The following is a 12,539-nucleotide window of genomic DNA, read 5'->3' on the forward strand; positions in this document are numbered from 1 at the left end:
GTATATGGAAACAACAAATCCGTCAAATCCAAAAAACTCCCGGCGCTCAAGCGGATACCATTAAAAGCCCGTATATTCAAGCAATAAGATGTAAGTTAATTAATTACAAGCCGAGTATCAACGCTTAACTATTACCGGTTTATTGGAAAGTTCATTCGAATTATCTGCGGTGGACGGAAAATGAGTAGCCAGCAACAATGTAATGCTCTCAATGCCTTGCAGAGATCCACGCAAAAAATCACCCCGTTTAAATGCTTTTCGCATAGCCTCTGCTATAGCATCCCACTCGCTTTGACTCACAAGCTTAGTAATACCCCGGTCTGCGATAATATGAACCTCACGATCCGCCAGCAGCAGGTAAATTAAGACACCGCTGTTTTCCTCGGTATCCCAGACCCGCAAATCCGAAAACACTTCTATCGCACGTTGACGGGTCGACACGCCACGCCAAACTTTACCCAGTGCAAGCGCATTTTCAACGGCAAAACGAAGTTCGCCGCTATGCTGATGCTCGGAGTGTTTAATTGATTTTTCTATGCCGTCCAACGCCTTCTTGGAAAATAACACGCGCCAACGCCAAGGCGGCATAAAGGCATGGCGAAACCAACGTTTAATATTTACCATGACCCTGATGCGCCTCCTCCGCCAAAATCGCCTCCGCCGCCACTCCACGAACTTCCACCACTACTCCCGCCGAAGCCGCTGTCGCCGCTCCATGAACTCCCGCTGCGGCTTCCGCCGTAGCCGCCGCCAGACCAATCTCGCCCGCCCACTTGTAAAAGCCCGACAATAGCAAAAACCATTATCCCGATAAATAACGCCAGCCACAAAGTCAACCCAAAAAACAATACAGCCACCATACCGCTACCCAATCCTGCCAGCATCGAGCCGATTAAGCGTCCTACTATCAGGGACAGCACGAAACCCGCAATCAAGCCTCCGAACAAGGTCATCATAAATGCCGCCTCATCCTGTGGATCGCCTTGATTTTCAGGCGGCGGAGGCAAAACCTCGCCTTCTATCAGCTTCATTAGACGTATAACCCCGGCATCGATACCGCCCGCATAGTCGCCGACCTTAAAATACGGCGTAATGGTCTCCTCTATCACCCGCTTTGCGACAGCATCGGGAATAACGCCCTCCAGGCCGTAGCCGACTTCGAGACGTAGCTTCCGGTCATCTTTAGCCACTATCATGATGACGCCATCATCGACGCCTTTACGGCCGATTTGCGATAAATCGGCAACCTCAATGCCGAATTCGGCTATATCTTTGGGCTGAGTGCTCGGGACGATTAATACCGCAATCTGACTGCCTTTTTGAGCCTCAAATGCAGCCAACTTGTCTTCCAGCGCTACGACCTGCTCGGTGCTGAGCGTAGCGGTAAGGTCGATGACGCGACGCGACAGCTCGGGAACGCCAACAACCGCCCAGGCCTGCATGCAACATAGCAGCAGGAAAAAGCCGAGCCCGTAGCGGGTGCGGAAAAATATCGAAGATAACATATTAATGACTGCTAACCGGCGCAGCTGCACCAAAATCCACTTTAGGCGGCTGCGCAATGGCTTGTTCGTTTTCTACCGTAAAGCTCGGCTTGGTTTGATAACCGAACATCATCGCGGTAAGGTTGAAAGGAAAAGAACGCACCGTAACATTGTATTCCTTTACCGCAGCAATATAGCGATTGCGCGCCACAGTAATACGATTTTCCGTGCCTTCCAATTGTGCTTGTAAATCACGGAACAAGCCATCGGCTTTCAGTTGCGGGTAATTTTCCGCCACCGCCAACAACCGTGAAATCGCACTGGTCATTTGCCCCTGCGCGGCAATAAATTTCTGGAGCGCTTGCTCATCATTGACCAATTCCGGCGTAGCCTGCACCGCGCCCACTTTGGCGCGGGCCTCGGTCACTTCGGTCAGTACATCCTTTTCGTGAGCCGCATAGCCTTTCACCACATTCACCAGATTCGGCACCAGATCGGCGCGGCGCTGGTACTGGTTTAATACTTCCGCCCAGGTCGCTTTAATATCCTCGTCACTGGACTGCAACGTGTTATAACCGCAGCCGGACAAAACCGTCATCATCAACAAAACAATCAGCCGTTTAAACATATCACCCTCGCGCTTAGATTTTGTTCTTTAAAAATTAAACCGCCACGAACCGAAAGAAACCACCCCGTTTCGATTCATTTTTTCGCATTATCCCACGCACCGGCCGCATTAGCCATCACCACTGCCGACAGGCAACCGAAAGCCGCAATGATGCCAAGTAAAGGGTATAAACCGCCGTTACGCAAGACGCAACTGTTTGAGTTTAGCGCGAGCTTCACCGCCATTGATGTCCGGCATTATTCTTAACTCCAGCGTCTTTACCTGATCAAGCCTGACCTCATAATGTTCGATTTCGCGGGTGGTATCAGGAGGACTAAAGTGATATTGCTGACGTAAAAGCTCCCGGTAAGCGCTTTCCTTATCCATCAACCAACATAGGACAAATTCCTGGGTGCGTGACTGCTGTTGCTCATCGATCACCAGAAAAATATGTTCAACGATGCGAGGTTGATCGAACACAATACGAATCGTTTGCTCGCCGCTGCTTGCCGCCTGCCATCCTGTTGATGAATCCTCAGTCAGCAACAAGGCTGACTCTACAGGATATTCACGGCACTCCGACGTAAACTCTACTTGAGCAAGCTGCTCAAGATCCAGAAAATTTAAATCGGAGGGCAGAATGTTTTTAGCGACCTGATTGATCATTATCTTGCGCATTATGGCTCACCTGTTGCAATGTGTTGTTCCGGCTTGGCGCTGCTCGTTGTGAATAAACAGTTTAATCCACTGCTGCCCGGTAAAGATAAGTATTTTTCATAGCCCCCTATTTTTATGCTCCCATTGCGCAGCCTGCTAGAGGGATGAATACCTAAAAATACTGGGACAGTCTTCCTGCTTCAAGCATCTATACACCCCGCCACAAACCTCAGATGAATACACAATCAGAAGCCAATTTGTTATTCCGGCGTGGCCAACCCATGTTTTTTTTGAAACCTTTAAACCCACGCAGGGGAAATTTGGTTGTACCTTGTCCGCTTCATATCTTACAATCCTGCCGGGTGTACAGTAAGGTTACTGGGCGTGTAGGTTCCACCACATTAATAACAAATAACATTAATAAATATTCTGGAGGATAGTATGTTTAAAATTCGTTCGCTGGTTACAGCGCTGGCGTTAGCAGGTTCGGTTTCTGTCGCTTCGGCTTGGGATGCATTACCGACACAAGCTGATGCTCCGGCTGATAACCCCACTACCGCGGCTAAAGTTGAGCTGGGGCAAATGCTTTATCATGACCCGCGCTTATCTTCTACAGGCACTGTTTCCTGCGCTTCCTGCCATAACACCATGCTCGGAGGCGAAGACAACAGACCTAATTCCATGGGCGTTAACGGCCAAACCGGCGGACGCAGCGCACCGACAGTTTGGAATTCCGCATTTAATAAAGTCCAGTTTTGGGATGGCAGAGCCGCAAGTTTGGAAGAGCAAGCAGCCGGCCCCGTGACCAATCCTATTGAAATGGGCATGAAAAGCTGGGATGACGTAGTCGCCCGCTTGCAGTCGATCGAAGGTTATCAAAAAGCATTCGAGGAAGCTTTCGGAAAAGGCACTATTTCCAAAGAAAATGCAACCAAAGCGATTGCCGCATACGAAAGAACATTGATTACGCCAAACAGCCCTTACGATAAATACTTAGGCGGCGATAAATCGGCTTTGTCGGCGCAACAGGTTCGCGGCATGGAAAAAGTTGCTGAATTGGGCTGCACAAGCTGCCATAGCGGCCCGGCGTTTAACGGTCCGGGTACGTTCCAGAAGTTTCCTGTGATTCCAAATGGTTACTGGGAAGCACAACATCATTTCGGCAAGGATAAAGGTTTAGCGGAAGTCAGTAAAAAACAGGCGGACGAGCATTTGTGGAAAGTACCGACTTTGCGTAACGTGGCTTTGACCGCGCCTTATTTCCACAACGGTTCGGTTAAAACACTGGATCAAGCAGTCACTTTGATGGCCAAATTGCAATTGGGCAAAGATTTGAGCAAAGACGAAGTTGCCGATATTGTGGCGTTTTTGAATAGTTTGACCGGCGAGTTCCCTAAACAGAAAATGCCTGTTTTACCTGGCACTCCGGGGTCCACTTTTAACTAGATTGTGATCAAGCGATGACTCATTGCCATCGCTATCACTTTGTAAGGGCGCATTGTATGCGCCCTTTTTTGTGCCGCCGTTTTTGCGTTATTCTGCGTTGTAAATAGGCATTGCGGCAATACGGGCATCGATCTGCTGCAATATCTCCTGATAAACAGGGCTGTCTATGGATTCAAAGCGCTGTTTGAATTCAGCCTCATTCATATGCTCGGGAAGATCTCTGGGGTCCGGCATGAAATCGCTGTAATCTTTTATCCCGGACATGGCTTTTTGCATTTTGCGCGCACTTTCCGGTGACGATGTCGCCATTTCACCGAAGCGCGTACCGGCTTTGTCTGCGGCCAAATCAATAAAACTGAAACCACTGCCGCTGTGCGCGTCGCTTAATTCTTTTTCTTCACCGGCGATTTGCGACGCCTGCTTGTTTACCGACGCGGTCAGCGCGGCCGAACCTATAAAATGTTGGGCCAGATCTATGCGTTTGTATAAAAAAGCAGAATATTGTTGTCCGGTTGCGGGCATGGATTCCGGCATGGACAGAAGCTTTTTAGTCTCCTGCTTATTGACATAATCATTGATTGCGGCAATAGCAATTCTGTTTTCGTCTATCGCGGTTTCCAGTGTAGAACGCTGGTAAGCCAGCTCAAACAGCGGGCGTAACAGCTCGGCCAGCGATAAGCGCCACGCAGGATCATGTTTGGCGACGATCTCGACCAATTTTTGTTGATAAATGTTCAGCGTGGAATTGTCGCCTGTGTGAGTCAGGAAGTTTTTCGCCTGAATCATTGTATCCTTGTTCGGAAAGTAGGTAATGCAGAGCTTTTCCGCATCGATTTTAACAGCCTTGATGGGGCGGGTTGCCAGAATAAAATATTCATTCAACGATGTCCGCTGAATAATGGTATCGATAACAAAGGCGGCCAATTTTGCCGGCAACAATAGCTTTCCGACTTTAAACTTGGTAATGACCGGAAGATCGCTGCCTTCAATATTGCCCAATCTAAAGCTGACGTTTAAATACTTGCCTAGCCTATTCTCGGGCAACGTTATCGTAACAACAAATCTCAACTCATTGTTCTTTATATCTAAATCGGCCGCACTTTTGCTGTAGCGATTTAGCAAATAATTACCGGCAAGATTGAGATCGGCTTCGCTTAACTCGATAATACCGATTTCATCCGGTTTGGTTTTAGCCCCTTCATGCAGAATTTTTTTTGCCCTGACCAAATCATCGCGCGTTGGCGACCAGCCCACTTGAAGATCAGGTTTGTCGCCAACACCGAAAAAAACCAACATCGCGCATAAAATGATCAGCGCAATAAAACTATAAAATAGAACGCGTAATAAATGTTTCATCAACCGACGGTTAGGCAAATTCCAGCTTGAATCCTGCGGATTTTAAATAATCGGCTTCTTGAGTTAGGTCGGCATGGGTTAACGGCGCTTGCGCCAACCAATGATCTGGGAACTGTAAGCGGATTTTTGATTTTATCAGCGATATTTTAAAATCAGGCAGCTCATGCTCCTGGCGATTGCGGTGCAACAATACTGACAGTCGCAAAATAACAGTCAATTTAGGGGCATCGACACTCCACGGAGATGGCAGCTCATCGAACAGTGATCGTGGAAACTTGCGCCGGTGCGACTTTACAATAGCCGATAACAAAATCTGGTCCTGTCTGGAAAAACCGGCAAAATCGCCGTTCTCAATAATATAGGCGCTGTGTTTATGATACTGGCTGTGCGCGATGTCACGCCCTATCTCATGCAGGTCCGCCGCCCAGTTTAAAAAGTGTGCAACGTGTTCCTGGTTGGGGCTGCAAAAGTCATCGCCCAACTGGGCAAGTATATTACCAATCGTCCGTTTAACGCGGGAAGCATGTTCTTTATCGATATGGTAACGATCAACCAGAGCCTGCACGGTTGCGGAGCGAATATCGTGATCATAGATTCGGCCCAGCAAGTCCTGAATCAGCCCCTCTCTAAGCGCGCCATCGGAAACGGTCATTTGCTCAATGCCCAGACTTTTGAAAGTCGCGTAAACGATGGCTACACCGCCTGGAAACACCGGCAGACGCTCTGGATCGAGTTCAGGCAGATTAAGCTCATTAACATGGCTGCACTGATTGATATGGGCGACCAAAAGCTCCAGGCCTTCCCTGGTTATGCCGTTATTGCTCCAGTTCTTGGCTTGCAGGACCTTATCGATCGACCGTAAGCTGCCTGATGCGCCGATGGCTTCATCCCAGTTTTTGCGCAGGAATTGCTTCTGGATCGGTTCAAGCTGCTGTTCGGCGAACAAGCTTGCCTGGGTGAACGCATTTTTGGACAGCTTACCCTCCTTAAAAAAAGCATTGCTGACCAGTACGCAACCCATCGGCGTACTTTCTTTTATCCTGGGCGTATCGCCTGAGCCGATAATATACTCGGTGCTGCCGCCGCCAATGTCCATGACCAGACGCAGATTGGCGTTGCTGCCCAAACTGTGCGCAACGCCCTGATAAATCAAGCGGGCTTCTTCGATGCCGGAAATGATATGAATGGGGTGGTTGAGCGCTTTCTCGGCCTTTTCCAAAAACTGTTGCGAGTTTTTAGCCTGACGCAAGGTGCTGGTGCCGACCACTCGAACGCTTTCCGGCGGAAAGTTACGGATTCTCTGTCCGAACCGCTCCAGACAACCCAAAGCCCTTTCCTGAGTTTCGGTATCCAGGTAATTCTTTTTGTCCAGGCCGGACGCAAGCCTGACCATTTCCTTAAGCCGGTCCAGCGTTTGTAAATTGCCATCAGTTAAACTGCAAACAATCATATGAAAGCTGTTAGACCCCAAGTCTACAGCGGCAACGATTTCGGGGGGGTTCTTCGGCACGGGCTATCCAGTTTTGTCTATGAAGCGTGTCAATATCTGATAAAATTACACGGTTTTAGCCATCCGCACACGGATGCAGCGCGTAATTTAACTTATTTGAAGGCTTCCGTTAAGTGTTAGTTTCAGCATGAATGCATTATCCCTGCGTAATCTAAAAAAAACCTATAATAATGGCTTCGAGGCCTTAAAAGGCATCGATCTTGATGTCGAGGCCGGCGATTTTTTCGCTTTGCTGGGGCCAAATGGCGCCGGTAAGTCAACCGCTATCGGCATTATCAGTTCGCTGGTCAATGCAACCAGCGGCTCGGTCAGCATCTTCGGACATGACTTAAAACATGATCTGGCAAAAGCTAAAAGCTGCATCGGCCTAGTTCCTCAGGAAGTCAATTTCAACCAGTTCGACACCGTCAAGAGTATTTTACTCAATCAGGCCGGTTATTACGGCACGCCGCGTAAACTGGCCCTGCAACGCGCCGAATACTGTCTTAAGCAAATGGATTTGTGGGACAAACGCGATACCGTTTCCAGGCGTCTGTCAGGCGGCATGAAACGCCGGGTCATGATAGCCCGTGCGCTGGTTCATTCGCCCAAGCTGTTGATTCTCGACGAGCCGACCGCAGGCGTCGATATAGAAATACGCCGTTCCATGTGGCAAATGATGCAGGAAGTGAATGAACAAGGTACGACGATCATTTTAACCACGCATTATCTGGAAGAAGCGGAAAGCCTGTGCCGCAATATCGCCATCATCAATCACGGACGTATTGTCGAAAATTCCGATATGGCGGGCTTGCTGGCGAGACTGCATGTGGAGCATTTTGTGCTGGACTTGGCTCACCCCGTCGCTGCGGCGCCGGTGATTGAAGGCTGCCAAATTGAACTTATGTCTGACAAATCTCTTAATGTCGCCATCCCCAAAGAACACGGGCTTAACAAGCTATTCAGCCAATTAACCGCGCAAAATATCGAAGTCATTAGCCTGAAAAACAAAACCAATCGGCTGGAACAGTTATTTATGGATTTGATTGACTCAAACCCCAAATACTCAAAACCTTCAGGTGATAACGAATGAATTACTCCATTGCCTTTAGAACCATTGTCGTCAAAGAGGTATTCCGGTTCATCCGTATCTGGCCGCAAACCCTGCTCCCGCCTGCCATCACCACCGCGTTGTATTTCCTGATTTTCGGCAAGCTGATCGGCGACCGCATAGGCACTATCAGCGGAGCCAGTTATATGGACTATATCGTCCCCGGCATTATTTTAATGTCGGTTATCAACCATTCCTACGCCAATGTCGTGTCCTCATTTTACTCGACCAAATTCCAGCGCAATATTGAAGAGTTACTGGTCGCCCCGATTCCCAACTGGGTGATTCTCGGCGGCTATGTCAGCGGGGGTATTGTCCGCGGATTGCTGGTCGGTGTTGTCGTCACCTTAATATCCCTGCTGTTTACCGACATTCAGGTCAATAATATCGCCGTCACCCTGTCCATCGCGGTGCTGACAGCCGCGGTATTTTCTTTGGCCGGTTTTATCAATGCGATATTGGCTGAGAGTTTTGACGATATTTCGATTATCCCGAACTTTGTGCTGACCCCGCTAAGTTATCTGGGCGGCGTTTTCTATTCGGTCGATATGCTGCCCGGCATTTGGCAGAACATCTCAATGGGAAATCCGATTTTGTACATGGTCAATGCCTTTCGCTACGGTTTGATCGGCGTGACCGATATTGATATTCAGCTGACATTTATCATTACCGGCGGGTTTATCGTTACCTTGACCTTGTTCAGCCTTTACCTTTTGTACAAAGGCATTGGGATTAAGAATTAATGAGGTATACTTTTCAACTCACAGGAGGCGCTAGAAATACGGCTTTTCGCTGATGCCTTGCGAACGACAACTCCTGATACGCAGTGACGGCTTGCTCCGCCACCTGAGTGCCAAACACCCTATCCGCGATTAAAAGCAATCAACAGGAGAAATATCATGTTATTAAAAAAAGGTTCAACAGGCGACGATGTTAAAAAGCTCCAAAACCGCTTGGGTTTAACCGCCGACGGCGTTTTCGGATCGGGTACCGAAGCGCAAGTAAAAACATGGCAAGCACAAAACGGCTTGGTCGCCGACGGCATTGTAGGCGACGCCACCTGGGCAAAGCTGTTTCCGCCATCGTCAGCAGGGTTTAACCTCACCGACGCCCAGACCAAACTTAAAGGGCATATTCCCGATGGAGTCATTGCTCAAATACCCGCTATAGCCGCTATAACCAATTCCTTGAGACTGGCTCATTTTTTAGCCCAGTGCGCTCACGAAAGCAGCGTCTTTACGGTCGTCTATGAAAACCTGAACTATTCAGCCGACGGCTTGAAAGCAACATTTCCAAGCTATTTCCCTGGGCAGTTAAGTGAATCTTATGCGAGAAACCCCGAGAAAATTGGCGCAAGAGTTTATGCCGACAGAATGGGCAATGGCAATGAAGCGAGCGGTGACGGTTATACATTCAGGGGCAGAGGTTATATTCAATTAACCGGAAAATCCAATTATGCAAGTTTTGGCAAATCTGTCGGCGAAGACACCGTTGCCAATCCCGATTTAGTGGCCACCCGCTATCCGCTGGCTTCCGCCGGGTTCTTCTTTGATACCAATAACATCTGGACTGTCTGCGACGGCGGCTCAACGGATTCAGTGATAACGTCCGTGACCAAGAAAGTTAACGGGGGAACAAACGGCCTAGCTGATCGCACCAAGCTTTTTAATGAATATTATGCGATATTAAGCTAATCGTCTGCGAGATGCGCTATGCTTCTCCGGCAGACGGAACTTGTCAAAATCCAATCATCCAGCAGTCCCTTTTTTCGGAGAAGAAATGATTAAATATGCCATACTGACTTTATTGCTGACCGTATCGAGTCTTGCGTCCGGCGAACCGGCGCATCATTGTGAGAAAGATGCCGTCGTTCAAGCCAAAAAACTACTGGATTTCCACTTTGGCTTGGATGACAGAACCGAAATTGATCAGCATGTCACCGTGCTTAAGCCGATAAAAAATCCAGCCGGAAAAAGCAAATTCGATGTTCTGGAAGTATACGGACACATCTACAAAGGAACTTATCGGATGCATTTTATTTATGGTCAAATGGCGGATCAATGCGTTCTCGTCGGACAGGAAATTCTGGAGCTTACTGATTTATAAAGCGCCGGATTATCTTTAACTGATGTCACGCAAGTCAAATACCGGCACCGAGAAAATACGAAATCTTATATTTTTTCCTCCACCTCCCTCAAACGCCTGCCTTTAGGGAAGCGCTGAACAAATCGATTCCGCTCATGGTTCGACAAGCTCACCACGAACGGAATCAACAATTACCGTTCGTCCTGAGCCTGTCGAAGGACTTAATCAGCGCTTCCTTAGCGCCCTACATCCTGCATATCCTGGCTGCGGGCGTAGGCAGACACACTATCCGTCCATACAGCCGTTCATATCCTTCGCATCTTCATGATAAAAAGTATCTTAGCTATTGCGCAACATCAGAACTTAAGCATAAAGTGATACCCTCAAAACATACAATCGAGAGACCAAAGATGTTAAAAATACCAACCACCGGACTCATTACGGCAGCACTTGCAGCGCTATTCCTTGCCGGCCCGCATACTGTTTTTGCTGAACAGAAAACAGGCTTCAATAGAACCGTTTTATTAGAAAAAAAGCTGGAGCTTCCGAGCCCGAGCATTGATACCAAAATGATACGGGTCGAATTTCCACCCGCATTTAAAACACCTTGGCACACCCATGAAGGGCCGGGGCCGCGTTATGTCGTCAAGGGTACATTAAAAGTCGTTGAAGGCGGCAAAACCAACACCTATTCTGCCGGCCAGGTTTTTTGGGAAACCGGCGAGCTTATGTCGGTGGAAAACGTCGGTGACAATGTTGCTGAACTCATTATTTTCGAGTTAGCGCCAGTCAAGTAACTTATCCGATCGAAACTATCCCAAGCAGGACTCCTAGTATTCAAAATTGCCTTATACGCTTTTGTACGCCATTCGATCTAAATTGATGCGCATCTATCTGGCCTACATCAGTATTGTGTTACTTTGGGCGACGACACCGCTGGCGATCAAATGGAGTGATGAAGGCGCCGGCTTCCTGTTTGCGGTGACCGGACGAATGGCGATTGGCTTGGTATGCATATTTTTGATGCTGGGCCTATCCAGACAACGCCTGATCTGGCATCGCAAGGCGCTGCAAACGTACCTGGCCGTGTCGGTGCAAATTTACGGATCGATGCTGGCGGTTTATTGGGCGGCGCAATTTATCCCTTCCGGCTGGATTTCAGTAATATTCGGCCTTTTACCATTGATGACGGCTTTATTGGCGGCGATCTGGTTAGGCGAACGCAACTTGGCTCTTGGCAAACTGCTGGCCTATATTCTGGGTATTAGCGGTTTGTGGGCGCTGTTCGGCTCGGCCATGCAATTGGGCCATGATGCAGTGCTCGGTATAGTCGGCGTACTGGTATCGACGTTTTTGCAAGCCATCAGCACGGTTTGGGTCAAACGCATCGATGCCAAAATACCGGCCCTATCCCAAGTAGCGGGCGGCCTGTTGCTGTCCCTTCCGGTTTACCTGATTACCTGGGCAACGTTTGACGGCCATTGGCCGACTGAGATTTCACCGATCGGTCTGACATCCATCATCTATCTGGGCGCAATAGCCACAACCTTTGGCTTTGTGCTTTATTACTATTTGCTGATCCATCAGAGCCCCAGCAAAGTTGCACTGGTTACCCTGGTTTCGCCGGTCATGGCCCTGCTGTTGGGTCATGCCGTCAATCACGAACCGCTGACCATAAAAGTGGTGGCGGGAACACTGCTTATACTCTGCGCATTGCTGGCGCACACATTTTCTGGCCGGTTAAACAGCTCAAAATAAACGACTCTCCCCAGGCAATGCCGCAAAAGGCGATTCCTGAAGAATAACTAAAACAATGCGACGCCTTCAATAGCGCTTTCAACTGTTTCCGCCCTTATTTGCCGCCGGTTGCCTGCAAATTGCTTTTTGATCACTTTGGCTTCCCCGTTTTTATCCGCCCATGCGATAAATACGGTGCCGACCGGTTTATCAGGCGTTCCGCCATCCGGCCCTGCTATGCCGGTCACCGCAACTGCAACATCCGCCTCGCTGTGCGCCAAAGCACCTGCCGCCATTTCAGTTGCGGTCTCGGCGCTCACCGCACCGTGTTTTTCCAAAGTTTCCGGGCTGACGTCCAACATCTGCACTTTTGCCGAATTGCTGTAGGTCACAAAGCCCCGGTCGAACCAAGCCGAACTGCCCGGCACGTCGGTAATCGTTTGCGCAATCCAGCCGCCGGTGCAGGATTCGGCTGTGGCTATTTTTTTGCCGTTGGCTTTTAATTTGCGGCCCAGTTGCTCGGCCAGTTCAAATAATTCAGACTCCATGATGTGACCTCGCGCGACT

At 49.0% G+C, this 12,539-nt stretch carries 14 protein-coding genes; 7 read left to right on the forward strand and 7 right to left on the reverse strand.

The genetic code is table 11. The features are described from left to right. Positions 1–117: 117 nt before the first annotated feature. The 4 genes from V3O24_RS12315 to V3O24_RS12330 form a co-directional block, all read right to left on the reverse strand. The gene (locus V3O24_RS12315) at positions 118–624 is read right to left on the reverse strand and encodes a TPM domain-containing protein (protein ID WP_331307434.1); all 507 of its coding nucleotides are present in this window, start codon (positions 622–624) and stop codon (positions 118–120) included. Beyond that, positions 618–1,505, reverse strand: coding sequence for a TPM domain-containing protein (locus tag V3O24_RS12320; protein WP_331307435.1), 888 nt, complete (start codon positions 1,503–1,505; stop codon positions 618–620). Before V3O24_RS12320 ends, V3O24_RS12315 begins: the two co-directional genes overlap by 7 nt. A 1-nt stretch (position 1,506) precedes the next feature. Next, positions 1,507–2,112, reverse strand: a complete 606-nt coding sequence (locus tag V3O24_RS12325; RefSeq protein ID WP_331307436.1) for a LemA family protein — start codon at positions 2,110–2,112, stop codon at positions 1,507–1,509. 177 nt (positions 2,113–2,289) lie between these two features. Next, entirely contained in the window at positions 2,290–2,769 is a 480-nt protein-coding gene (locus V3O24_RS12330) for a carbohydrate-binding protein (RefSeq protein ID WP_331307437.1), read from the reverse strand. Positions 2,770–3,189: 420 nt separating this feature from the next. Between V3O24_RS12330 and V3O24_RS12335 the strand changes: the two genes are divergently transcribed. Then, on the forward strand, positions 3,190–4,194 hold the full coding sequence (locus V3O24_RS12335) for a cytochrome-c peroxidase (RefSeq protein WP_331307438.1): 1,005 nt from the start codon (positions 3,190–3,192) through the stop codon (positions 4,192–4,194). Positions 4,195–4,281: 87 nt separating this feature from the next. Here the strand turns inward: V3O24_RS12335 and V3O24_RS12340 are convergent, their stop codons facing one another. Both V3O24_RS12340 and ppx read right to left on the reverse strand, forming a co-directional pair. Continuing rightward, on the reverse strand, positions 4,282–5,550 hold the full coding sequence (locus tag V3O24_RS12340) for a hypothetical protein (protein ID WP_104424353.1): 1,269 nt from the start codon (positions 5,548–5,550) through the stop codon (positions 4,282–4,284). 10 nt (positions 5,551–5,560) lie between these two features. Continuing rightward, a complete protein-coding gene (gene ppx, locus V3O24_RS12345) occupies positions 5,561–7,060 on the reverse strand; it encodes an exopolyphosphatase (RefSeq protein WP_331307440.1) in 1,500 nt (499 codons plus the stop codon). Positions 7,061–7,187: 127 nt separating this feature from the next. Here ppx and V3O24_RS12350 point away from each other — a divergent pair, with 127 nt between their 5' ends. From V3O24_RS12350 to V3O24_RS12375, 6 genes are all read left to right on the forward strand, one after another. Next, on the forward strand, positions 7,188–8,132 hold the full coding sequence (locus V3O24_RS12350) for an ABC transporter ATP-binding protein (protein ID WP_104424355.1): 945 nt from the start codon (positions 7,188–7,190) through the stop codon (positions 8,130–8,132). Beyond that, positions 8,129–8,893 (forward strand): ABC transporter permease, encoded by a 765-nt coding sequence (locus tag V3O24_RS12355; protein ID WP_104424356.1) that lies wholly within the window; start codon positions 8,129–8,131, stop codon positions 8,891–8,893. Before V3O24_RS12350 ends, V3O24_RS12355 begins: the two co-directional genes overlap by 4 nt. Before the next feature lie 156 nt (positions 8,894–9,049). Continuing rightward, positions 9,050–9,844 carry a peptidoglycan-binding protein gene (locus V3O24_RS12360; RefSeq protein WP_331307442.1) on the forward strand — a complete coding sequence of 265 codons (795 nt, stop codon included), beginning with the start codon at positions 9,050–9,052 and terminating at the stop codon, positions 9,842–9,844. An 85-nt stretch (positions 9,845–9,929) separates the two neighbouring features. Continuing rightward, positions 9,930–10,256 (forward strand): hypothetical protein, encoded by a 327-nt coding sequence (locus V3O24_RS12365; RefSeq protein ID WP_219820850.1) that lies wholly within the window; start codon positions 9,930–9,932, stop codon positions 10,254–10,256. A 389-nt stretch (positions 10,257–10,645) separates the two neighbouring features. Continuing rightward, positions 10,646–11,032 carry a cupin domain-containing protein gene (locus V3O24_RS12370; protein ID WP_331307444.1) on the forward strand — a complete coding sequence of 129 codons (387 nt, stop codon included), beginning with the start codon at positions 10,646–10,648 and terminating at the stop codon, positions 11,030–11,032. 85 nt (positions 11,033–11,117) lie between these two features. Beyond that, positions 11,118–11,993, forward strand: coding sequence for a DMT family transporter (locus V3O24_RS12375; RefSeq protein WP_331307446.1), 876 nt, complete (start codon positions 11,118–11,120; stop codon positions 11,991–11,993). Between the two features lie 47 nt (positions 11,994–12,040). On the opposite strand, the gene V3O24_RS12380 is transcribed toward V3O24_RS12375, so the two are convergent. Next, positions 12,041–12,520 (reverse strand): CinA family protein, encoded by a 480-nt coding sequence (locus V3O24_RS12380; protein WP_331307447.1) that lies wholly within the window; start codon positions 12,518–12,520, stop codon positions 12,041–12,043. Positions 12,521–12,539 lie beyond the last annotated feature (19 nt).

The organism is Methylobacter sp. Wu8, from assembly GCF_036440755.1.
Lineage (GTDB): Bacteria > Pseudomonadota > Gammaproteobacteria > Methylococcales > Methylomonadaceae > Methylobacter_A > Methylobacter_A tundripaludum_A.

Coding starts and splice junctions, on each gene's coding strand:
- V3O24_RS12315 (WP_331307434.1), bottom strand. CDS start 624: ATGGTAAATATTAAACGTTGGTTTCGCCATGCCTTTATGCCGCCTTGG.
- V3O24_RS12320 (WP_331307435.1), bottom strand. CDS start 1,505: ATGTTATCTTCGATATTTTTCCGCACCCGCTACGGGCTCGGCTTTTTC.
- V3O24_RS12325 (WP_331307436.1), bottom strand. CDS start 2,112: ATGTTTAAACGGCTGATTGTTTTGTTGATGATGACGGTTTTGTCCGGC.
- V3O24_RS12330 (WP_331307437.1), bottom strand. CDS start 2,769: ATGCGCAAGATAATGATCAATCAGGTCGCTAAAAACATTCTGCCCTCC.
- V3O24_RS12335 (WP_331307438.1), top strand. CDS start 3,190: ATGTTTAAAATTCGTTCGCTGGTTACAGCGCTGGCGTTAGCAGGTTCG.
- V3O24_RS12340 (WP_104424353.1), bottom strand. CDS start 5,550: ATGAAACATTTATTACGCGTTCTATTTTATAGTTTTATTGCGCTGATC.
- V3O24_RS12350 (WP_104424355.1), top strand. CDS start 7,188: ATGAATGCATTATCCCTGCGTAATCTAAAAAAAACCTATAATAATGGC.
- V3O24_RS12355 (WP_104424356.1), top strand. CDS start 8,129: ATGAATTACTCCATTGCCTTTAGAACCATTGTCGTCAAAGAGGTATTC.
- V3O24_RS12360 (WP_331307442.1), top strand. CDS start 9,050: ATGTTATTAAAAAAAGGTTCAACAGGCGACGATGTTAAAAAGCTCCAA.
- V3O24_RS12365 (WP_219820850.1), top strand. CDS start 9,930: ATGATTAAATATGCCATACTGACTTTATTGCTGACCGTATCGAGTCTT.
- V3O24_RS12370 (WP_331307444.1), top strand. CDS start 10,646: ATGTTAAAAATACCAACCACCGGACTCATTACGGCAGCACTTGCAGCG.
- V3O24_RS12375 (WP_331307446.1), top strand. CDS start 11,118: ATGCGCATCTATCTGGCCTACATCAGTATTGTGTTACTTTGGGCGACG.
- V3O24_RS12380 (WP_331307447.1), bottom strand. CDS start 12,520: ATGGAGTCTGAATTATTTGAACTGGCCGAGCAACTGGGCCGCAAATTA.